Here is a 22,231-nt window from a genome sequence, read left to right on the forward strand (position 1 = left end):
ACTATCGAACAAGAATGATGCCGCCCGATACAGGCCGACTGGCTGTCTCGGCATTCCGGGCCAGCGCGATCCGAGCCAACCGCTGGTCACGGTCAGCAATCAGGCGCTTGATCTGACCGTCAGTCAGCTGAGCTGCGCGACGACGGCGTTCATCGGTTGAGGTTCGTTGGCTGTGCAGCCGCTCCTTTAGCATCTTGAGCTTCTTCTTTGCGCGCTCCTCTGCGATTAACTCGGCCTGCCGCACGCGCTGCTCGTTCTCAAGCTGAAAGAAATGGGCATCAGCACTAAACTGCTTCAGCAATGACTGCTCGCAATGCGCAAGGCTTTCTCGCAGCGCGTCTACCATCTCCGCGTAGGGGAACATGTCGACCTTTTTCCCGAACCGAGCAGCGTTCAGAATCAATCGCTCGGCTGCATCCTGTTCAAGCAAGCTTAGGTCATGCGTTGCAATCACAGCATTTCGAATGACCACTTGACGATGGAGACCTTCAAATCTCCAAAAATCGGCCGCAAAGACGTACAATCCGGCAGACGCATCGGTGCTTTGTTCGGGTAGCTCGATGGCAACTGCCGGAGCCGACTTAGCATCGCGACGGTCGATTTCGGACCGCAACCACAAAACCAGGGGATGCGTGAGATCGATCAGCTCCGGCTTTGGCCGCCGATCGACCTGATGCGCAATATCGAAGACAACAGCAACGCTCTGGCCAGGAGCGTGGAGCCGGGTGGCACGTGCTGGTCGGGTACTTTCGATAAATGCCGCCAGCGAGGCGCGAGCGTCTATGCTCAAGGAAATATCAAACAGATCATGTTTCGTGGGGTGTCGTTCTACCCGCGAGCCGACGAAAAACTCGTCAAGTATGTCGGTGATAAACTCAACAATGTCACTTGGACTGATCCAGCGACCCTCGTCTCGGCTCTCCTGTATATTGGACAGAATAAAGCCAGTATGTCCGACGAGCTCCGGAGCATCTTCTTCCAACCGCGCAATATCGAGACGATGAGCTTCGGCCGCTATTGCATTCTGCTCCAGGCGCTTCGCGAGATCCTCGTCACTCATTCCGTCTCGGAGGTACTCCAGGAGGAGCTCATCGAACGTTTCGCCGAATACCTCCTCGAGATCACCGATCGACTCGCGGAATATGTCTAACCGTTGAAACAGCCGATCCAGAATAATTTCCTCGATCGTGTCTTTAGCGACGAAGCTAATGACATGTATGCGATCCGACGCCTGCCCGAGTCGATCGATGCGGCCGATGCGCTGCTCAACCTTCATCGGATTCCACGGCAGGTCGTAGTTGATCAGCACCCGCGCGAACTGAAGATCGATACCTTCGCTGCCAACCTCGGAAGAAATCAAAATGGAGGGGCCGTTGGCATCAGCGAATCTTTTTAATTCGGCATCCTTTTCGGGCCCCATCCCACCCATAATAACCGCGCAACTGAGCTGATCTGCCCGTAACCGGCGTTCTAGATACTTGATTGTACCTCGATAGAAACTGAAGATGATGATTTTTTCACGGGCGTCCTGAGCGACGCGCTGTTTGACGAGCTTGAGCAGCTCCTTGTATTTGGTGTCCTCTCGCTCCAATGAGGCACTGGCTTCGGGCACTGCTCTTCCAAGGGATAAATCAGTTTGGCTCTCTTCGTCCGAGACTATTCCCAGATCCTCCCAGAGCAGCTCTGAAAGAGTGTCGTTTTCGTTCCAGCCAATTATCGCGGCCGGTATCGAGCTAGCTAACTGTCTGAGCCGCCCGATAATCATCAACGTTTGTGCACTGGCGGAATGCAATGCCTGGGCCCGCAGCGAGTCTTTTATGGTCTCATAGACCTGACGCTCAGCAGGAGAAAGGGCTATTCGGACAACCGAGGCATTGCGAATGACGCGGTTCTGGATGACGTCTCGCTTCCGTGTTCGCGTGAGCACATCATTAAGCAACGAGCGCCCCTCGAGAACCCTTGCCACTCGCGTACGATCGCTCGGTTGCCGCAGATCGGTTGTTTCGGACGCAAGCTGTCTCAGCGCTTGGTCCTGGCTGAAGAATGGGCTTGTTAAAGCCTCCTGCACCGCATTCTGGAAGCGAACCGGATCGGCGGGCATTCGCATCACGGCGTTGAGAGCCTCCGTAATCGGTGCATTTGCACGCCTCATCGCATTGAAGACGTCCAGATTGGCGTAACGATCGGCGTCGAGCAGCGTCAATAGTTGAAACAGGTTTTCGCTACCGATTTGAATTGGAGTCGCAGTGAGCAGAACCAGGTGCGACGAAGCACTCGCCAGCAGAGTGGCGAGGTAATTCGCGGCAGTGGCGGGATTGCGCAGGTAGTGAGCTTCATCGATAATTACGAGATCGATGAGTTCCGTCTCATCTGATGATTCACGTTCGGCCAAAAATGCCGCAAGCCGCTGCCGAGGCCCCACCGGACGTTCTGTGTCTTCTGGTCGAGGCCTTCGTGCGCGAAGTGATTCAATGCTACCGATCGAAACGAAAGAGGTGGTGGCGTCTTCCGTTACTCTCTCCAGCTGCTGAAGCAGTTCATTGGCATCAACGATATTCGCATCAATCGAAAAACGATTGCGCAGCTCGTTTTGCCACTTCTGCTGCAGCATCGAAGGGCAGACTACGAGCAGCCGCCGAGAGCCGAACCGGGCTTGGAGTTCTTTCCAGACGTAGATCGCCTCGATGGTCTTTCCCAGACCGACCTCGTCGGCGATGAGGATACGCCCGCTGGTCGAAGAGACCAGCTTGAGTACGGGCTTGAACTGATGCGGGTAAAATTCCGCATCTCCCGTGCCCATGGAGTAGAACACGTCGGTAAGTCGGCCCTTTACTTTCTCGGTGAGTATGGCTCGGTGCAGGTGCTCCGGACCCGAAAGCCGAAGTGCGGCCACCGCGTCCAGACGGGTTTCCACCTCCGGAACACGCTCGAGCTGTTCGCACGGAACCTGGCTAATCTCGCCGCTTTTCAGCCGCAACCGCGCGTAGCGCCGGCCGGCGAAACTCATAGTCTCGCCAGTCGTTCGGCCGGTTTTCGCAGGATCAAAAATTGATCGAACTAAAATTCCCGGAGTCGAAAAATCAACTTGGTCTTCAATCTGACCAGAACTGAGTGAATTCATTCATGAAAGCCCGGCGCCCTTGGTGACATCCTGTCACGACTTAGGATTGAATCCAACGAAATTGCGAGTGGATGTAGCTAGAATAAAGTCGGAGAAGAAAGACCCGATCCGCCTTCGCGCCGCCCCATCCAATCCGTAGAACTACGGAGCGGCGGCACGGAGTCATCTAGATCCCAGTCGATCTCGATGGCTTCACAAAAAGGTTTGTTATCCTTGGCCAACGTTTCTCCTGATGCATTGTTGTTTTTGGGATAGGGCTGATTGACACGCTGCTAGATGCAGGCCAACGCGCCAAAAGGGTAATCTATTAGAAGACTAGCGGTCTAATTGGGGTTCAAAGGACAATCATGAAGGAATGGATTGCCGTTCTGAGGGCTGCGAACGCCGCGGCGCGGTGGCACGTTCATCAGCGCCGAAAAGGCGCCGCCCAAGAACCCTACGTTAACCACCTTCTCGAAGTAGCCAGCCTCGTCGCGGACGCAACTCAGGGTCAAGATCCCGAACTAGTCGTTGCGGCTCTCTTGCATGATGCCATAGAGGACCAGGAAGTTCCCTCCGATCTCATTGCAAGGGAGTTCGGCACCAGGGTTGCTGCGCTCATTGCGGAAGTGACGGACGACAAGTCGCTGGACAAGGCCGAGCGCAAGCGGCTTCAGGTCGAGCATGCGCCGAAAAAAACTGACGCCGCGAAACTCATCAAGCTCGCAGACAAAACGAGTAACGTCCGAGCGATTGCCTTTGCCCCCTCTCCCGACTGGTCCGTTAGACGTCGGCTCGAATATATCGACTGGGCCAAAAAGGTCGTTCAGGGCTTGCGCGGCGCCTCTCCGTGGCTTGAAGAGCAGTTCGATCGCGCCGTCGAGGATGCTGAACGGTCGTTGGCTGTTCCAAAATCGCGGACCTGAGGATCGCGGGGTATGCCATCGCCAAATCTCCTTCTTCACATTCCCCATAGCTCCCGGCTCGTTCCGCCTAAAGAAAGAGCGCAACTTGCTCCGGACGACCAAACGTTGGGGCTGGAGTTGCTTCGCATGACCGATGCATTCACAGACGAGCTCTTCGCACCCACACCGCTCGAATCTGCGCGGGTGGTCTTTCCCGTCAGCCGCCTGGTCTGCGACGTCGAGCGATTTCCTGACGACGCCGACGAACCGATGGCGTTGCGGGGCATGGGCGCCGTCCATGTAAAGACAACCGACGGACAGCCCCTGCGCGAGCATCTGACGGTGGCCGAGCGGGCTCGGCTTATCGACACCTGGTACCGGCCCCATCATCAGAGGCTCACAGACGCGGTGGATCAGCTAGTTGCCGACCAGGGGAGCTGCATCATCGTCGATTGCCACAGCTTCTCGTCGCGACCTCTGCCCCATGAACCCGACCAGGACCCAGGCCGGCCGGACATCTGCATAGGGACTGACAGCTGGCATACGCCCGCGCAACTGCGCGATGAGCTGGTGGCCGCGGTATCTGCCAGAGGATTTTCAGTCCTCGTCGACCGTCCCTTCGCCGGCGCCCTGGTGCCTGCAAAACAACATCATCGAGAGCTAAGTGTCCAAGCCATTATGATCGAGGTTAATCGACGGCTCTACATGGATGAAGCAACTGGTGAGCGACTGCCGGGCTTCAGTGAAGTCAGGCAGGCCGTTTCGGAGATGCTGGCGGTAGCGGGTCGCTATCCGCACTAACGAAGGCAACGCCGATCCGTGCTACTTAGCCTCACGGCTTCCAGCAAGAACAGCCCGGAATGCATCTACTGGTGCGGCGCCTCACGCCCGGCGGCTTACTTGCCCATCGGCGTTAATGACCGCTTTGGAAGGCCGACCTGTTGGTCTGCGGGACATCCTTCATCCTGCTATCGGCCACCGCGACCGCGGTCGTCGCAGCGCCCGGCATCGAGTTGATAAGCGCGTCGGCTGAAGCGGTCCGATCGTTGTGCTTGTCAAGTAGCTCGGGGGGTCGCCAAGCTTAATCTAATCACGGGACTCCGGCGTGGACGCCTTGCCCCCACCGATCACGAACCCACTTCCAGACTTTGTCGTGTCCCGCCACTTTGGATTGGCGGATAATTCCTTCAGATAGATTTCGCGCGTCGTCTCGCTGCTCGCCATCCGTTCCGTCTTGCTTTTGGGGGCCGCGGAATTCGGCGTGACCCCGTTTGATCCCGACTTCTGCGTCATAACGTGCTGCACCTTTTCAATAGCGTCTGCGGCCGGACTCGAAGTCAGCCACATGGACGGTCGCATCACCTACTTTGAGGAAGCACTGTTTTACAATGGCCTCAAGCTCCCGCTGGATCTATCTTGAACTTCGCAGCCTCGAAATCACCGACTCCATAGGCGTCTCGCAACACCCGAAATGCCAACCGCGCAACGAAGGCGAGCTCCCTTTGGCCTTCGATCTGGATTTTTCGAGAAAAATTCTTCGACGCCCCAGGCGCTGAAAACCCAAACTCGCTGGTCAGTTTTTCACGCCTCTCAGCGGTCAGAATCGATGCGAGTTCCGGAACATAGTTCTCCGAAACAGCCTCGCAGCGCAGATATCGACCATAGGGGGGCGCAAGACATTGGAAATAGAGGCGCCCAAATTCAAAAATGCAATGCGCGTCCAAACCGTTTTTGCGGCGCCAGTAATCGATTCGCCTCAGATAAGCGAACGCCGTTCTCAACCACCGTTCCTCCGACGAGGACAATTCTCCGAGCGGCGGCTCTCCTTCCCGCAGTTTGTGAAGAATGACGACTGAGGGAGCAGGCTTCGGTTCTTTGTCATCAGCATCCGCGGGCAGCGGTGGAAATCCGATCTCCTGCGCAATGCGACCAACCGTACGCCAGAATGTCTTGGTTTCGTTGCTGCGTAACCACCATATCCAAAGTGCTGCCCAGTCCGGCAGAGCAATGCCGGTTCGCTGGTAGACGCCAACGATTCTGATCCAATCGGCGCTCCGCGGATCTTCATATTCAGGTGGGTTCTGGCCCTTTGACGCGGTCAAGTAGTCAAGCGCTTGCTTAAGAAAACCTTTGACCTTAGCCCACTCCTCCTCCGTGAGCAGATTCCGGGCACGCAAAGCTGCCATCAGCTTCACGGACTGATCATCGAGCAGTCGGCTGCTCTCGAACTCGATCATCGCGAGTTCGTCTTCCCATTGTTTGGCTTGATGCAAGTCCCCGCCCCTTCAGCTTGCCTCGGAAACCTAGCTCAGCTTTGGGCCCGCGCAAACGGCCGGACGCCTTGATCCACCGACGATCCATGCCGAAGCTGATCGAGGTAGTCCGCCCACACCTGCATCATCTCGACCCGCTCACTCCAGAACTCCGCGGCGTGCATGTAGGCGCGGCGGACGTCATTCTCTTCCATGTGCGCCAGTTGCCTTTCGATCGCATCCGGATTCCACCGCCCCATCTCGTTGAGCAACGTCGAGGCGGTCGCCCGGAAACCCGAGACGCTGACTTCTTCCTTCGAATAGCCGAGCCGGCGCAGCGCAGCATTCAGGGTGTTGTTGCTCATGCAGCGGCGGACCGAGTCCACCGCCGGGAACACAAACTCGCCCTGCCCGGTCAGGCCGTGCAACTCGCGCAGGATGACGATCGCCTGGCGCGCCAGCGGCACGCGATGCGGTCGCTTCATCTTCATGGTCGCGGCCGGCACGACCCAGATGGCCTTGTCGAAATCGATCTCCTTCCAGCGCGCCAGCCGCAGTTCGCCGGGCCGGACGAACAGCAGCGCCGAGAGTTTTAGCGCAAGCCGGGTGGTCGGCTGACCGCTATAATCTTCGATCGCCCGCAGCAGCGCGCCAAGCTCGGTCGGATCGGTGATGGCGGCGCGGTGATTCACCTTCGGGGTCGTGAGTGCCCCGCGCAGGTCGACCGCAATGTCGCGCGTGGCCCGTCCCGTCGCGATCGCATAGCGAAAAACCATGCCGGCGACCGCGCGCAGCCGACGGGCGCTTTCGTACCGCCCGCGCTCTTCAAATTTCCGCAAGGCATGCAGCAGCTCGGGCGCGGTGACCTCGCCGACCGGGCGATCGCCGAAGGCGGCATAGGCCGGTTCGAGCAGCCAGCGGTTCTTTTTCAGCGTCGCCTCCGAGCGCTCCTCCCGTCGCTGCTTCTCCAAAAATTCTTCCGCGACCTCGCGAAAACTGTTGCCGCCGGCGGCCTTGGCGATCTTCTCCAATCGCCGCTCGAGGCTCGGGTCCTTGCCGTTGGCGAGCAGCTTGCGGGACGCCTCGCGGCGCTCGCGGGCCTCGGCCAGCGTCACGTGCGGATAGGCCCCGAGCGCGATCTGCTTCTGCTTGCCCTCGAAGCGATAGGCGAAGCGCCACAGCCGGCTGCCGTTTTTGCAGACCAGTAGGTAGAGCCCGTCGAAATCGGTGAGCTTGTAGTCGCGCTCACCCGGCTTGGCGCTGCGGACTTTCGTGTCGTTCAGCATGGCGTCCTCGTGCTGGCATGACCGAACAAAAGCGGATTCGGTGCCAGCAAAGATACCAGCCGTGCCAGCGGCTGCCAACGAACGGAACCGGACGTACCCGCGCGCCTGTGGATTTAAGTCTTTGAAATTGTTTTTGGAAAAGTCGTCAGCGGACGCCTGCGAACAGATGCGAACACCGGTGTGGTGCCCAGGGGCGGAATCGAACCACCGACACTGCGATTTTCAGTCGCATGCTCTACCAACTGAGCTACCTGGGCGTGCTCCAAAGAGGGGCCAAGGCCCATCGAGCGGGCGGTTTATAGTGGGCTCGGAGCGGCATGTCCACCCGGCTTCGCCAAGTGGCTTCGCCGGGCGCGGCCCGGCTGTGCACAAGGTGGGGCGGGCTTGCTGCGGTTGGCGCGTGGCGAATCGGACGCCGAAATAACCAACTGATATTACTTAGTTATTCTTCGCCGTCGGCCTCGTCGTCGCGGCCGGGGATGACGTAGGAGCCTTTCAGCCAGCGGTTCAGGTCGACGTCGCGGCAGCGCGAGGAGCAGAACGGGCGGGTAGCTTCCGACTGCGGCTTGCCGCAGATCGGGCAGGTTTTGAGCGGGCCGGCGGGCTTTTTGACGTGGTCGTCCATGATGTCGGCAGCTTACTCGGGGTGAAGGCGTTCAAGAGCCTGTCGGCAAAGCGGTTCCTCGGGCGGACGCGCAGGCGTCGCGGGCCGGGTCCGGCGGCCCATTCTACTGTGCATGGGGTTGTTTTCGAGATTTTTGTCGGCGCGCTAGATGGCCGTGGCGTTGAGCCAGCCGAAGCGGATCGGAAAACCCTCGCCGCCGAGCAGCGTCGTGGTCTCGTACAGCGGCAGGCCGACGACGTTGCTGTAGGACCCCACCATCTTCACCACGAACGAGCCTGCGATGCCCTGCACGGCGTAGCCGCCGGCTTTGCCGCGCCATTCACCGGAGCCGATATAGGCCTGGATGTCGTCCTCGGAGAGGCGCTTGAAGCGGACGCGGGTCTCGACCAGCCGCTGGCGGAAGGCCTCGCGCGGCGTCACCAGGCAGATCGCGGTGTAGACGCGATGGTTGCGGCCCGACAGCAGCCGCAGGCACTGCGCCGCCTCGTCCACGAGGTTGGCCTTGGGCAGGATGCGGCGGCCGACCGCCACAACCGTGTCGGCCGAGAGGATGAAGGCGCCGCGCAGCTCGTCGTCGAGCTGCACCGATTTCAGCGCCGCATCGGCCTTGGCCCTTGCGAGACGGTTGGCGCAGGCGCGCGGCAGCTCGCCCCGCTTCGGCGTCTCGTCGACGTCGGCCGGCCGGAGCGCGTCCGGCTCGATGCCGGCCTGGTTGAGCAGCGACAGGCGCCGCGGCGAACCGGAGGCAAGTACGAATTTGGGGCGGCCGAGCATCAGGTGATTTTTGGGGATGAAGCAGGGGGTGAATTGCGCGCGGAACCTATCGGAAGGGGGCTGATTTCACAACCCGGGAACCCGGACTTTACTGATTCGAGGCGTCCAACATGCGTGTGCCCTCGGTCTGTGACGCGGGTGTTACGGCTAACCGCTCGCCGCGCCGACCTTCGCGAAACGCCTGCGGATGCGCATCAGGAGCTGGTCGCAGACCTCGCGGTAGGCGGCGAGCTTCTGGTCGCGGCTGCCTTCGATGGTGGTGGGATCCTGCGTCGGCCAGTATTCGACGTCGGCGGCGAGCGTGCGGGTCAGCTCCAGCGCCTTGTGGTGCGCTTCGGGCGAGAGCGTGATGATGAGGTCGAAATTCAGCCCCTCCCAATCCTCCAGCTCCTCGAAGGTCTGCGGCTTGTGGGCGGAGATGTCCTGCCCCAGTTCGTCCATCACGGCGACCACGAAGGGATCGAGCTCGCCCTTCCTGGCGCCGGCCGACTTCACGTAGAGGCCCTGCGGAAACATGTGTCGCAGCAGGCTCTCGGCCATCGGCGAGCGCACGCTGTTCATCGCGCAGGCGAACAGCACCGATTGCGGATCGCGTGCGCGTGGCGGCGCCGCCATCGCGCCTAGCCTCTTTTGAAAGAGGGCATGGCCTTGTCGGAAAACCGCTGCACATTTTTCCGGGCCATTGAGCCGTTTGTCTTGCGCATGATCTGGTCCGAAAACCGGTGTCCACTTTTCGGGATCATGCGCCTAACCCTTCCAGTGCAGGACGGTGATGAGCGTGAACAGCCGGCGCGAGGTCTCGAAGTCGACCCGCACCTTGCCCTTCAGCCGCTCCTGGAGCGTGCGCGATCCCTCATCATGGATGCCGCGGCGGCCCATGTCGATGGCCTCGATCTTGTCCGGGGTCGCCGTCCGGATCGCCTGATAGTAGCTGTCGCAGATCATGAAATAGTCCTTCACGATCCGCCGGAACGGCGTCAACGACAACAGATGCGCGACCACGGGCGTGCCGTCCCCGCGGCGAATGTCGAACATCAACCGGCTGCCGGTGATGCCGATATGCAGCGTGAACGGCCCCTTCCCGTCGGCGCCGTCGGGCGCGAACAAATTCTGCTCGATCAGATCGTAGATCGCGATCGCGCGTTCATGCTCGATGTCGGGACCGGAACGGCCGATCGAGTCCTCGTCGAGGGTGACCGCGACGATGCGATTGGTCGAGTCGTCCTGTTCGGGCGGCTGGGTCATGACAGATTGAGGCGCAATCCAATCGAGCGCGAATGAGCGTCCAGCCCCTCCGCTTGTCCGAGCGTCATCGCGGCAGGTCCGAGCGCACGCAGCTGGTCCGGTCCGCATTTCAGGATCGAGGTGCGCTTCATGAAGTCGGCGACTCCGAGGCCTGAGGAGAACCGCGCCGAGCGCGCCGTCGGCAGCACGTGGTTGGAGCCGCCGACATAGTCACCGATCGCCTCCGGCGTATGCGCCCCGAGGAACACCGCGCCGGCGTTGCGGATCTTTCCGGCAAGCGCGTCGGGATCATCAGTCATGATCTCGAGATGCTCGGCCGCGATCGCATCCGCGAGCGGAATGGCGTCGGCAAGATTCTTGACCATGATGATGGCGCCGAAATCGGCCCAGGAGGCGCTTGCAATTGCTGTGCGCGGCAATGTCTTCAGCTGCGCTTCGACGGCCTTTTCGACATCGGCGGCGAGCCGCGCGGAATCCGTGATCAGGATCGATTGCGCGCTGGCATCATGCTCGGCCTGCGCCAGCAGATCAGCCGCGATCCAGTCGGCATTGCCGGTGTCGTCGGCAATCACCAGCACTTCGGAGGGGCCGGCGATCATATCGATGCCGACCTTGCCGAACACCAGCCGTTTTGCGGCGGCGACATAGGCGTTGCCGGGGCCGACGATCTTGGCCACCGGCGCGATCGTGGCGGTACCGTGCGCGAGCGCCGCCACGGCCTGCGCGCCGCCGACGCGGTAGATCTCGCTGACGCCGCCAAGCGAAGCGGCCGCCAGCACCAGCGGGTTGAGCTTGCCGTCCGGCGACGGCACCACCATGACGAGGCGCGCAACGCCGGCGACTTTTGCGGGCACCGCATTCATCAGCACCGAGGACGGATAGGCCGCGGTGCCGCCGGGCACATAGAGGCCCGCGGATTCGATCGCGGTATAGCGCCAGCCGAGCTCGACGCCGAGCGGATCGGTGAAGCGCTCGTCCTTCGGGAGCTGGCGGCGGTGATAGGTCTCGATGCGGTCGCGCGCGAGCTTGAGCGCATCCAGCGTCGTGGCATCGCAGGCCTTCACGGCCGTCTCGATCTCGGCGGCGGTGACGCGAAGACCGGATGCATCCAGCTTCAGCCGGTCGAACTTTGCCGTGGCCTCGAGCAGGGCCGCATCGCCCCGCCTGGCGACGTCGTCGACGATGGTGCGCACGGCGGCCTCGACGTCGGCCGAGACCTCGCGCTTGGCGGCGAGGAAGGCCGCGAATCGCTGGTCAAAATCGGCGCTGCTGCGGTCGAGACGAACGGGCATTTTTGGCTTGGCTTCCGGCTGGTCTTTGGGGCGGATTGGCTCACCCGACCCCCTGCTCAATGGCGCGGCGGGGAAGCTGCGTCAACCCTCGGGAGATGCCGTTCCGGCAGCGTCCCGACCTGGCTTGACTGGTATACCGGCCAACTCACCCCTCCTCCTCGAGGCCCAGTCCCGCCCCCAGCTCGTCCGCCCCCAGATCGGTTAACTCGCATTCCAGACATTCGACGTCGAGGCGGATGGCGCCGCCATGAGCGAACAGCAGCAGCGCGCTGCCGCCGGGCTCCTCGTCGCGGCCGTCCTGGGGGTGAAACTCGATGCCGACGAGGTCCAGAACCTCGTCCGGCGCGCCGAGGTCGATGTTGCGCGACTTGCAGGCGAGCACGCGGTCGAAGCGGAGCGCGGCGACCAGCCGACGGGGTTCGGCCTCGCCGTCCAGCGACTGCTCCCAGTCCAGCCGGCTCATCCCGACCACCAGCCGCTTCTCGCTTTGCCGCCAGATGATGTCGGCGGCCTGAACGCGGGCGTCCTGCACATGGGTCGAGATCACGGCGAGATCGTCGGCGTCGAGCGCGATCAGTTTGAGCTGGGGAGACATCGCCGGCATTTCTCCTCGGGGTCCGATAGGGCTCAACGCGCGCGGACGCGGAAATTTCCGCGAAACTAACGGGCCAGCCGGCTAGAGGCTATTGATATCCTCCATCTCCAGCACCTTCCGCGGATACCCCTCCCGGGCGACACGAATCATGGCGCGGCCCATCTGCTCGGTCGAGGTGACGAGCCGCGGCGAGATCCGGCGCAGCGCCGACCAGAGCGGCCCGGTTGCGGCATACACGGCCTGCACCCAGGCAGTCTTGGAGCGGGCGCCGTGCAGGGGCTGGATCGCGCCTGGACGGAACATGTAGGCGCCCCGGAACGGCAGCTTGAGCAGATCGTTTTCGGTCTTGCCCTTGATCCGCGCCCACATCCGCGATCCTTGCTCGGTGGAATCGGTGCCGGCGCCGGTGACGTAGACGAACGTCATCTGCGGATTGAGCTTCGCGAGCGTCGTCGCTGCCGCGAGCGTGAGATCGTAGGTGAGATGGCGATAGCGATCCTCGCTCATGCCGATCGAGGAGACGCCGAGGCAGAAGAAGCAGGCATCGAAACCCGTGAGCTGCGCTTCGATCGCCGAGTAGTCGGTGAAATCGCCGTGCGTGATTTCGGTGAGCTTGGCGTTGCGGACGCCGGTCGGGCTGCGGCCGACCACGAGCACGCGGTCGATGCCGGTGTCGATCAGGCATTCGCGCAATACGCCCTGCCCGACCATGCCGGTCGCGCCGAAGATGATGACTTGCATCGTGACGTCCCCAACCGGCCCGCGGCTCATGCGGCGACCGCCATCTCGTCGAAAGATACACCGGTCAACGTCGCCGAGACATCCCACAACATGGCGGTCGCGGCGAAATCCTTCGCCTGCGGCATGATCTTCGCCGGCGCGGGTGACCCCTTCAATTCGTAGAACCAGTTCGGACCGTATTAGCCGCCGGGCTCTGCAGCCGGCGAGGTCGCCGCGAACACCGTGGGCAGCGCGCCCTCGGCTGCGGAGTGGCTGATGAAAGGCTGGAGCCAACGGCTCACACGCCACTGGAAGCTGTTGGCGCCTGGCCCGTTCGGAATGAGATCGGTCCGCGCGTAGCCGGGATGGGCAGCAAGGCTCGTCAGGCCCCAGCCGGCGGAGAGGCTGCGGCGCTGCAGCTCCAGCGAAAACATCAGCATCGCCAGCTTGGACTGGCAATAGGCGCGCCAGGGACGATAGGAACGCTTGCCTTGCAGATCGTCGAAATTGATCGCGCCGGAGCGCGAGGCTCGATAGGTTGACGATGCGCGGCGCTTTCGCGCGGCGAAGCTGCGGCAACAGCTGTGCCGTCAGCGCGTAATGGCCGAGATAGTTGGTGCCGAGCTGCATCTCGAAACCATCCTCCGTCTGCTGCCGCTTCGGCAGCGCCATCACGCCGGCGTTGTTGATCAGGAGATCGAGCTGCTCGTTGCTGGCGGCAAAGCGCCTGGTAAAATCGGCGACGGAGGCGAGACTGGCGAGATCGAGATGCTCGTAGGCGATCAATGCGTTGGGAAACCGCTCGCAAATGCCTTCGATCGCCCGGAGGCCCTTTGCGTCGTTGCGCCCGGTGAGTATGACAATGGCACCGGCGCCCGCCAGCGCCATCGCCGTCTCGTAGCCGAGGCCGCCCGTCGCCCCGGTCACGACGGCGGTCTTGCCGCTGAGGGAGGGGATGTCTGCCGTGCTCCAGTCGGTCATGCCGTATCTCCGTTCGGGGCTGGAATGAGGCCCGCGACCGGTCTAAATGTGCACTGAGTGCAAGTTTGCAAGAGGTGAAATAATTTGAAGGCTTCGAAGCCCGGCGGGAAATCGGTCAGGACAGGCGCCAAGCCATTGCCGGCAGGAGCAAAATCCCCTGATGGCCCCGGCCTGCGCCAGCGGAAATTGCAAGAGACCCGCGAGCGGCTGACCCGCGCGGCGATGGCGCTGTTCCTGGAGCGCGGCTTCGAGGCCACGACCATCGACGACATCGCGACCGCGGCGGACGTGTCACGCCGCAGCTTCTTCCACTACTTCGCGTCGAAAGAGGACGTAGTCGCCGCCTGGCAGGAGGGCGCAGCAAGCGCGCTGGTCGCAGAGGTCGTGGCGCGGCCAGCGGGCGAAACCATGCTGACGGCGGCGGAGAATGCGATCGCGGCGGCGGTCAGGCGGATCGACCCGGCGGAAGCGGCGGCGATGTCGCGGCTCAAGCGCGATAATCCCGCGCTTCAGGCGCGCGACCAGCTCAAATACGAGAAGCTCGAGCGCGCACTGGCCGAAGGGCTTTCGCAGCGTGCCAAAACCAAATCGGACAGATTGAAGGCACGGCTCGTCGCCATGATCGCCACCGGCGCGATGCGCGTCGGCGGCGAGAGCTGGATCGGCGAAGATGGGCGGGAGAAACCGGAGGTCTTCGTGAAGCGCACCTTCGATGCGATCAGGGCGATTTTGAAGTGACGCTCTTCCCCTCTCCCCTTGTGGGAGAGGGTGGATCAATCGCACTTCGCGCGATTGAGATGGGTGAGGGGGCGTCTCCGCGCGTGAACTCTTGCAGTTCGACTCGTTGAAGCAGACCCCTCATCCGGCGCCATAGCCGATGCAGAGCATCGGCGTTCTTAAGAACGGTGGTCGAAGGCCGCCGATGCCACCTTCTCCCACAAGGGGAGAAGGAAGAACTCCCTCACGCCTTGAAGAACGCGAGCAGGTCCGCGTTGATGGTTTCGGCGTGCGTGGTCGGCATGCCGTGCGGGAAGCCCTTGTAGGTCTTGAGCGTGCCGTTCTTCAGCAGCTTGGCCGACAGCGGGCCGGAATCGGCGTAGGGAACGATCTGGTCGTCGTCGCCGTGCATCACCAGCACGGGCACGCTGATCTTCTTCAGGTCCTCGGTGAAATCGGTCTGCGAGAACGCGACGATGCCGTCGTAATGCGCCTTCGCGCCGCCCATCATGCCCTGGCGCCACCAGTTCTGGATCACCGCTTCCGACGGCTTTGCGCCGGGACGGTTGTAGCCGTAGAAAGGCCCGGAAGCGAGGTCGCGGTAGAAGCCGGTGCGGCTGGCGGCGAGCTGCTTCTGGAGATCGTCGAACACGCTCTTCGGAAGGCCGCCGGGATTGGCCGCCGTCTGCACCATCAGCGGCGGCACCGCGGAGAGGATCGCGGCCTTCGCCACCCGGCTCTCGCCGTGACGCGCGATGTAGTGCACGACTTCACCGCCGCCGGTGGAGTGGCCGACATGGATGGCGTTCTTGAGGTCGAGATGTGCGGTCACCGCCGCGAGATCGTCGGCATAGTGATCCATGTCGTGGCCGTCGGCGACCTGAGACGAGCGGCCGTGGCCGCGGCGGTCATGGGCGATGACGCGGTAGCCGTGATTGGCGAAGAATATCATCTGCGTGTCCCAGTCGTCGGCCGACAGCGGCCAGCCATGGCTGAACACGATCGGCTGGCCCGAGCCCCAATCCTTGAAAAAGATCTCGACGCCGTCCTTGGTGGTGATGGTGGGCATGAATGGCTCCTTCAGTGGAAATCAATCCGGGGCGCGCAAGTACGCGAGCCGGCAATCCGGAGATGGTCGGGCGATATCACGAGGTCGAGGCCGCGCACCGACCGCGAACGTGCGATCAGGCAAACGTCATCGGCTTGTAGCGGCGCCAGGCGCCGATGGTCAGCACCACGAAGAACACCAGCACGATGCCCTGCACCACGGCGAACACGGGGCCTCCCGGCGGATTCGGCGGCACGGCAGGCGCGAGCGCGGCGAGTGCCGGCACCTTCAGGAACGACTGGATCACCAGCACGAAGACGTTGAAATAGAGCGAGATCATCGCGGTCACGATGTAGACGGGACGCCAGACCCCTTTGAGCTTCATGCCGTAGAGCGCGAGGCAGGCGATCGCGAGAGCGAGATGCCGGCGATGATGTACGAGGGCAGCAGCTCCTTGAACGGAAACAGGAAGCCGGTGACGCTGGTGAGGATCGTGAACAGCAGGAAGATCGCGGTGAGGCCCGGCATCGACTTCGACCCGAGCAGGCCGAACATCACGACCAGGCCGGCAACGATGCCGATCAGGCTGATGATGACATGGACCAACGTGAAGGCGGGCAGGCTCAACCCAAGAACCACGGCATCTCTCCTACTCTCTGCATTGAGATCAGGCGATTGATATTACGGTCCTCATCGGATGGCTACATACGCGATGTCACAGGCTCGTGCGGAGCCATGCGCCGTCGTGCGAATCGACAAACGCATGACTGGATTTTTTGCACCGCTGTCACAAACCACGGCAGTTTGTAGCCCGGACGGAGCGAAGCGAAATCCGGGGTTCTCGCGTGTGGATGGTGTCGTCCCGGATTACGCTGCGCTCCATCCGGGCTACGAGCTTGCGGGTGTTCGACAAAAGTTGAATCGAATTTGGCAGGCGCTTCGCGCGCTCACACTTCCTTGGTGTCGAAGATCAACAGATCGGCGCCGCCGCTGGCGAACTTCGGCACGTCGCCTGCGGCCGCCTTGCCCGCGTCGCTGCCGAAGGCCTTCTGGATGTCGCCCACGCTGTCGAAGCTGAGAATGGCGACGAGGTGGACACCCGATGGTCCGGCGGGCGAGCCGACTGCGCCCGTACTGACGGCGTATTTCTTCAGGCCGGGAAGTTTCTTCGCGAGCGGAATGTGGGTCTCGGCATAATGCTTGTCGAAGGCGGCGGCGTCCTTGGGCGTCTTGTAGAGCACGACGAGTTCGGCCATTTAGTCCTCCCTTGTGAATCTCTTGTCTTCCACGCGCGATTGGCCTCGCGACGGGGCGATAGTCCGTGGGACGCGGCGAGATGGCAAGTGAGATTCCGCTTGCCTTCTGCTTGTCTTGTCCTTGACTAAAGCGCCGGTTTTGCGGCGTCGCCGAGATAGCCGTGCAGGGAGGCCACGACTTGCGCGCCTTCGCCGATGGCGCCGCCGACGCGCTTGACCGAGCCGGAGCGGACGTCGCCGACCGCGTAGACGCCGGGCACCGAGGTCTCCAGTGGGGCCACCAGTTTACCCTGGTTCAGCTCGGACTGCGCACCCGTCACGACGAAGCCGCCGCGATCGAGCGTGACGCCGCAACCGTCGAGCCAGCTGGTGGCGGGATCGGCACCGACGAACAAAAAGAGATTCTTGATGTCGGCAGAGTCCTCGTCATCAGACAACCGGCTCTTCCAGCGGATGCGCCGCAGCAGCGAGGCCTCGTCGCCCTCGAGCGCGGTGATCTCGGTGTTGAACATCAATTCGATGTTCGGTGTCGCTTCGATGCGCTCGATGAGATAGCGCGACATGCTGGCCCCCAGGCCCCCGCCGCGGATGATCATCAGCACCTTCTTGGCGTGCCCCGACAGGAACACGGCCGCCTGCCCCGCCGAATTGCCGGCACCGACCAGGGCCACCTCCTCGCCGGCGCAGAGCCGCGCCTCGACCGGAGAGGCCCAATACCAGACGCCGCGGCCCTCGAACTTGTCGAGGTTCTCGATCTCGGGGCGGCGATAACGCGCGCCGCTCGCAACCACGACTGCGCGCGAGCGCAAGGGATCGCTGCCGTCGAGCGTCACGGCAAACGCGCCGTCCTTGCGCGAGCAGTCCAGCGACTTCACTGTGACGGGAATCATGATCTCCGCGCCGAATTTCTGCGCCTGGTTGAACGCGCGTGCGGTCAGAGCCAGGCCGGAGATGCCGGTCGGGAAGCCCAGATAGTTCTCGATGCGCGCGCTGGCGCCGGCCTGGCCGCCGAAGGCGCGGGTGTCGAGCACCGCGACCGAAAGCCCTTCGGACGCCGCATACACCGCGGTGGCGAGCCCCGCCGGTCCGCAGCCGACGATCGCGACATCGTAGATGCGGTCGTTGCGGGGGCCGCCGATCATGCCGATCGCGCGCGCAACCTCGGTTTCGCTGGGGTTGCGCAGCACCTCGCCGCTTGCAGCTACGACCAGCGGCCAGTCTTCCGGCTTCGGCGAATAGCGCGCGATCACCTCGGCGGCGTCGCGGTCACGCTCGGGATCGAGCAGATGATGCGGCTGGCCGTTGCGGGTGAGGAAGCCCTGCAAGCGCACCACGCCGGCCGAATGCGAGGGACCGATCAGCACCACACCGCCGACGCCGGCCTGGAGCAGATTGACCCGGCGCAGGATCAGCGCGCGCATGATACGCTCGCCGAGTTCGGCCTCGGCGACCAGCAGCGCGCGCAGGCGGGGCGGCGGCAGCAGCAGTGTCTCGACCTCGCCTTCGGCGCGGCCGTCGACCAGCGCCGGCCGGCCCGAGAGCTGGCTGAGCTCGGCCAGAAATTGCCCCGGCCCCTGGTCGATCAGCGGGGTGACATTGCCGAGCCCGTCGCGCTGGGTGATGGCGACGTGGCCCTTCAGCACGACAAACATGCCCGGTCCGGGCTTGCCGGTCTCGAACAGGAATTCGCCGTCGGCGTAAGTGCGGACCTCGCCGAAATTCCGCATGCGCTCGATCTCGGCCGATGTCAGCGCCGGAAAGGTCTGCTCAGGGCGCGTGAACCGCGACATCTGCGCATCACCATCGTTTCGTTGCTGCTCGTCCTGCCCCATTGCCACGTCCATGCACTCCAAAAATTCTAATCGCCAGACTTCAATCGCCAGTCTTGCCGGCGGTCCCCTCATCTAGGGAAGCATCGTCGTTCTGCGAGGGGTCGGTGATTGCGGCGCGTTCGCGCGCCTGCACTTTCCGTCGCTTCAGGTTTTCGCGCAGCGCCGATTTCAGCCGGTCGTCCCGCGCCCCCCTCGCCTGTCTCGTGCTCTTGTCGTTCTCGTCAGCCATCAGCGGTCCATACCAGCGATCCGCGATAACATGCCCGGAGAATGCGGCAGCTCAAGAGGCCCCTCGCGAACTGTTCGTGCGAAATCCAAAATGGGCCGAATGCCATGCCGCGGCCAACTGGCCAGTTGGCCGGGGATATCGGAACCGAAATCGGCGGAAAGTCGGTACTTTCACCTGAAAACGGGCATTTTGGCCCCGATATCGACCCGATTTTCTCGTTTTGGCGGAGCTAGCAAGCTTGCACAGGAGGGGGGCTTGTGGCAGATATCGGCCCGCTTGGTAGGCCCCCTGGCGGCCGATTCTTATCCCAGCACATGCTGCCGTAGCTCAGTGGTAGAGCACTCCATTGGTAATGGAGAGGTCGACAGTTCAATCCTGTCTGGCAGCACCATTAATGTCCATGTGACATCAACATCTTACTGAAACAGTTGAGGCTTTCGCGCTGCGCCTGATACACACGGGTGCTACACGATGGTTTTGCGAATGGCCTGCCCTACTAAGCGTCGCGGTTCTGACAACTGGTACTACCGCAAGCGCATCCCGGCTGATGTTCAAGCGATCTTGGCGAAGTTGCCAAAGGATCAGCGTCCACCAAGCTGGTTCAAGGATCACATCAGCATCTCGCTCAAGACGGCCGATCGCGCTGCCGCGAAGGCGAAGTGTCCCGACGTTGCTGCCGAGGTCGAGCACACAATGGCCACGCTGCGGGCCGGGCCCAAGCCTCTCACCCCCAAGCAGATCAGTGCTCTTTCGGGTGAACTCTACAGGGCATTTGCAGAGGGCCTTGAAGACAACCCGGTCCTCACCGCCGAGCAGTGGTTGCGTGTCTCAGAGATGAATGAGGAAGCACGCCGAGGGGACTACGGCACGGTCGCCAAGCTAGGCATCCACAGGTCGCCCGAAGATCAGCGTAGGGCGTCCATGGAGGCGCGGTTCCGTAGGATGACCGATGCCTTCCTAGCCCGGCGCGGTGTCATCACGGACGAAGCGAGCCGCTGGAAGCTGATCGAACAGGCGTCACTCGACTTGTCTGAAGCCGCGAAGAAACTTTCGCGCAACGCCGATGGCGACTTCACTCCAGATGACTACGCCCGGCGCTTCCCCAAGTTCGAGGAGCAAACAAGCAAGGGTTTGCCCGGTCGATCCCTCACCGCGCTTGTCGAGGCATGGCACAAGACGGCATTGGATCGCGATCTGCGAAAGCGTGACGCCGATCGCATCAAGCAACGGTTCGAGATGCTCATCAAGTTCCTCGAACATGACGATGCAAGCCGAGTAACCAAGCAGGACATCGTTCGATGGCGGGACCATCGCCTCGCCCGGAAGATCGCCGTGAAAACGATCAACGACAGCGACATCGCGTCCTTCAGCAACGTCTTCAATTGGGGCGCTGAACGGGGGTGGCTCCCTGCCAATCCGGCAGAGCGGGCAACGATCAAGACGAAGCGGAAGAAGGCCAAGCTGCGCGATGAGTTCTTCGCGCTGGATGAGGCGGCCAAGATACTCCGACACACCTCCGCAGTAGTGGGCTCGAAGCGAGAGAACCCCAAGACCACCGCTGCCAAGCGATGGGTGCCGTGGCTCTGCGCATACTCGGGCGCTCGCGTCGCGGAGATGATCCAGCTACGAAAGCAAGATGTTCGCAACGACCCCGAGCATGGCTGGGTGATCCGGCTGACGCCAGAAGCAGGCAGCATCAAGAACAACAAGTTCTGCGACGTGCCCGTACACGAGCACCTGGTCGCAACGGATTTTGTGGAGTTCGTCAACAGTGCGAAGGCGGGCCATCTGTTCTGTGATCCCGGCAAGGGCGGCACCATCGAAGGTCCGGCTGCGGGTGTGTACAAGCGCGTCTACGAAATGATGCGCGAGATCGTACCAAAGCAAATGCGCCAACCCAACCATGCTTGGCGCTACACCTTCAAGACCTATGGGTTGGAAGCGGGGATTGAAGCCCTAACACTGGACGCCATCTCGAACCACTCACCCAGCACTCAAGGCGCGGCGTACACGAAGGTCACTCTCAAGGCGCGGACCAAGGCAATGGCGAGGTTTCCGCCATATAGCTTGACGGGCCCGACGCCCCCTCGGTAATCTGCGAGAGGCAGTGCTCCCCTGCCATTCGTAGACCATCTACGATTGGCAACCATCATCACGATGAAGCAATGGGGCACCATGCAAGACATCTTCAAGACATCCTCAGTCCACCTCACCACCGCCCTCGGGCGCGTCGGTGCTGACCCTTCGCGGCTCATGACCATCCGCGAATGGTGGTATGAGATGGACGAGCCGGTCGCGATGTTGGCCGATCCACACGCCACTTTCCGGGAAGACGAGCGCAACATGATCGAGCAGTGCCGGAGGGACGGCATCAATATCGCGAGCACTCGGTGCGAGCACCTCGCCTATCGTGACGATGAGCGGGCAGCATTCCCGGCGTGGCGGCTCGCGATGTTCTACGCCAACCCGTAGCCCATACGATTGTATTGGGGAGTCACTGGCGCGTTCACTGGCGAGACCGGGCAACACCACCCGGGACACTCCAAGGCGCATCAGTGACTCTCTCTGAGTCATCTAGGGGGCACCGGTCCTCAAGGGGGACTACTCCCCGGTGAGACTGTAGGTTTGGAATAGGTTGCACGTCTCCCCATAGAACGTCTTTCTGTAGGTTTGGAATAGGCTGCCTATCAGCCCTAGAGAACGCCTTTTCGGCTACCTTATCCGAGCTTCTCGGCGGGCCCTGTAGGTTTGGAATAGGTTGCGCCTGAGCCCTATAGAACGTCTTTCAGTTCCCTTTAAGATTTCCCCTACACATCACCGGCCACCCAGATAATGCAGTCGGGCTGGTGGTGTGATTGGTTACTCCCCACTGATGACAGCTCTCACCGGTTTGGTCTCCGGCTGATGACATCATTGGTGGGGGTAGCCCGAGTGCTTAGCACTCGCCTTTCCACGCTGACCAATCCGTCAAACGCTCACGTACACATGGTCCGAACCCTCCGAGGGGTGCGGTGCGTGGGGCACTACGCATGTGCACGTTGAGCGTTTGGCAGATCGGTCACTGAGCCGATCAGGGCCCCTTCGTGGGCCTCCAACCACAAACCCCCAGCATGAAAGCAATCATGAACGACACCACTGCTGTCACGACCGGCAGCAACAAGATCACCGTGCTTGACGCAATCATGGGCAGCGGCAAGACCACATGGGCTATCGACCACATCAACGCCGCCCACATCAAGAACCAGTCCGAAGTCTTCGACGGCCTTAGAGCTGGCCCCGGTTGTTTGGACAGCGCCCCGCTGGATTTAAGTGGATTCCTGCCGGGTTATGCTGAACGCGGGGCTTTACGGTTTTGTCGTTGCGTCGGGAGGGCG

20 protein-coding genes, 2 tRNA genes and 2 pseudogenes are annotated in these 22,231 nt (G+C 62.0%); 7 read left to right on the plus strand and 17 right to left on the minus strand.

What is annotated here, in order from left to right; genetic code table 11:
* Position 1: 1 nt before the first annotated feature.
* Positions 2 to 3,121, minus strand: coding sequence for an SNF2-related protein (locus QJT78_RS23120; protein WP_281460323.1), 3,120 nt, complete (start codon positions 3,119 to 3,121; stop codon positions 2 to 4).
* A 347-nt stretch (positions 3,122 to 3,468) separates the two neighbouring features.
* Here QJT78_RS23120 and QJT78_RS23125 point away from each other — a divergent pair, with 347 nt between their 5' ends.
* Complete coding sequence (locus QJT78_RS23125; protein ID WP_281460324.1) at positions 3,469 to 4,026, plus strand: HD domain-containing protein; 558 nt, start codon at positions 3,469 to 3,471, stop codon at positions 4,024 to 4,026.
* 12 nt (positions 4,027 to 4,038) lie between these two features.
* On the plus strand, positions 4,039 to 4,806 hold the full coding sequence (locus QJT78_RS23130; RefSeq protein ID WP_281460325.1) for an N-formylglutamate amidohydrolase: 768 nt from the start codon (positions 4,039 to 4,041) through the stop codon (positions 4,804 to 4,806).
* Positions 4,807 to 5,399: 593 nt separating this feature from the next.
* Here QJT78_RS23130 and QJT78_RS23135 read toward each other — a convergent pair.
* From QJT78_RS23135 to QJT78_RS23185, 11 genes and pseudogenes are all read right to left on the minus strand, one after another.
* Complete coding sequence (locus tag QJT78_RS23135; protein WP_281460326.1) at positions 5,400 to 6,278, minus strand: hypothetical protein; 879 nt, start codon at positions 6,276 to 6,278, stop codon at positions 5,400 to 5,402.
* A 35-nt stretch (positions 6,279 to 6,313) separates the two neighbouring features.
* Complete coding sequence (locus QJT78_RS23140; protein ID WP_281460327.1) at positions 6,314 to 7,543, minus strand: integrase arm-type DNA-binding domain-containing protein; 1,230 nt, start codon at positions 7,541 to 7,543, stop codon at positions 6,314 to 6,316.
* 181 nt (positions 7,544 to 7,724) lie between these two features.
* Positions 7,725 to 7,800 (minus strand) — tRNA-Phe (locus tag QJT78_RS23145).
* Between the two features lie 185 nt (positions 7,801 to 7,985).
* The gene (gene yacG, locus QJT78_RS23150) at positions 7,986 to 8,168 is read right to left on the minus strand and encodes a DNA gyrase inhibitor YacG (RefSeq protein ID WP_028151429.1); all 183 of its coding nucleotides are present in this window, start codon (positions 8,166 to 8,168) and stop codon (positions 7,986 to 7,988) included.
* Positions 8,169 to 8,312: 144 nt separating this feature from the next.
* A complete protein-coding gene (locus QJT78_RS23155) occupies positions 8,313 to 8,942 on the minus strand; it encodes a Maf-like protein (RefSeq protein ID WP_028151428.1) in 630 nt (209 codons plus the stop codon).
* 147 nt (positions 8,943 to 9,089) lie between these two features.
* Entirely contained in the window at positions 9,090 to 9,557 is a 468-nt protein-coding gene (locus QJT78_RS23160) for an arsenate reductase ArsC (RefSeq protein WP_028151427.1), read from the minus strand.
* A gap of 132 nt (positions 9,558 to 9,689) precedes the next feature.
* A complete protein-coding gene (locus QJT78_RS23165) occupies positions 9,690 to 10,187 on the minus strand; it encodes a UPF0262 family protein (RefSeq protein WP_028151426.1) in 498 nt (165 codons plus the stop codon).
* A complete protein-coding gene (gene hisD / locus QJT78_RS23170; RefSeq protein ID WP_028151425.1) occupies positions 10,184 to 11,479 on the minus strand; it encodes a histidinol dehydrogenase in 1,296 nt (431 codons plus the stop codon). Before hisD ends, QJT78_RS23165 begins: the two co-directional genes overlap by 4 nt.
* Positions 11,480 to 11,624: 145 nt before the next feature.
* Positions 11,625 to 12,074: a DUF2948 family protein gene (locus QJT78_RS23175; protein WP_028151424.1), complete on the minus strand. Its 450-nt coding sequence runs from the start codon at positions 12,072 to 12,074 to the stop codon at positions 11,625 to 11,627.
* An 81-nt stretch (positions 12,075 to 12,155) separates the two neighbouring features.
* Positions 12,156 to 12,815, minus strand: a complete 660-nt coding sequence (locus QJT78_RS23180) for an NAD(P)H-binding protein (RefSeq protein WP_028151423.1) — start codon at positions 12,813 to 12,815, stop codon at positions 12,156 to 12,158.
* Positions 12,816 to 12,841: 26 nt separating this feature from the next.
* Positions 12,842 to 13,775: pseudogene (locus QJT78_RS23185) on the minus strand (SDR family oxidoreductase).
* An 84-nt stretch (positions 13,776 to 13,859) separates the two neighbouring features.
* On the opposite strand from QJT78_RS23185, the gene QJT78_RS23190 reads away from it, so the two are divergent.
* Complete coding sequence (locus QJT78_RS23190) at positions 13,860 to 14,513, plus strand: TetR/AcrR family transcriptional regulator (RefSeq protein WP_038943976.1); 654 nt, start codon at positions 13,860 to 13,862, stop codon at positions 14,511 to 14,513.
* 223 nt (positions 14,514 to 14,736) lie between these two features.
* On the opposite strand, the gene QJT78_RS23195 is transcribed toward QJT78_RS23190, so the two are convergent.
* From QJT78_RS23195 to QJT78_RS23215, 5 genes and pseudogenes are all read right to left on the minus strand, one after another.
* Positions 14,737 to 15,561: an alpha/beta hydrolase gene (locus tag QJT78_RS23195; protein WP_028151420.1), complete on the minus strand. Its 825-nt coding sequence runs from the start codon at positions 15,559 to 15,561 to the stop codon at positions 14,737 to 14,739.
* Between the two features lie 115 nt (positions 15,562 to 15,676).
* A pseudogene (locus QJT78_RS23200) lies at positions 15,677 to 16,179 on the minus strand (hypothetical protein).
* 308 nt (positions 16,180 to 16,487) lie between these two features.
* Entirely contained in the window at positions 16,488 to 16,796 is a 309-nt protein-coding gene (locus QJT78_RS23205; protein ID WP_028151418.1) for an EthD family reductase, read from the minus strand.
* A gap of 125 nt (positions 16,797 to 16,921) precedes the next feature.
* Positions 16,922 to 18,640, minus strand: coding sequence for an FAD-dependent oxidoreductase (locus QJT78_RS23210; protein WP_193375959.1), 1,719 nt, complete (start codon positions 18,638 to 18,640; stop codon positions 16,922 to 16,924).
* 28 nt (positions 18,641 to 18,668) lie between these two features.
* Positions 18,669 to 18,857 carry a hypothetical protein gene (locus QJT78_RS23215; RefSeq protein WP_028159142.1) on the minus strand — a complete coding sequence of 63 codons (189 nt, stop codon included), beginning with the start codon at positions 18,855 to 18,857 and terminating at the stop codon, positions 18,669 to 18,671.
* Positions 18,858 to 19,173: 316 nt separating this feature from the next.
* On the opposite strand from QJT78_RS23215, the gene QJT78_RS23220 reads away from it, so the two are divergent.
* From QJT78_RS23220 to QJT78_RS23235, 4 genes are all read left to right on the plus strand, one after another.
* Positions 19,174 to 19,248: transfer RNA gene (locus QJT78_RS23220), tRNA-Thr, on the plus strand.
* Between the two features lie 80 nt (positions 19,249 to 19,328).
* Entirely contained in the window at positions 19,329 to 20,951 is a 1,623-nt protein-coding gene (locus QJT78_RS23225) for a DUF6538 domain-containing protein (protein ID WP_049810217.1), read from the plus strand.
* A gap of 45 nt (positions 20,952 to 20,996) precedes the next feature.
* Positions 20,997 to 21,329 carry a hypothetical protein gene (locus QJT78_RS23230; RefSeq protein ID WP_038943974.1) on the plus strand — a complete coding sequence of 111 codons (333 nt, stop codon included), beginning with the start codon at positions 20,997 to 20,999 and terminating at the stop codon, positions 21,327 to 21,329.
* Between the two features lie 650 nt (positions 21,330 to 21,979).
* The coding region (locus QJT78_RS23235) for a hypothetical protein (RefSeq protein ID WP_281460328.1) at positions 21,980 to 22,231 on the plus strand (252 nt) is incomplete at its 3' end.

The organism is Bradyrhizobium sp. Mp27, from assembly GCF_029953005.1.
Classification (GTDB): domain Bacteria; phylum Pseudomonadota; class Alphaproteobacteria; order Rhizobiales; family Xanthobacteraceae; genus Bradyrhizobium; species Bradyrhizobium barranii.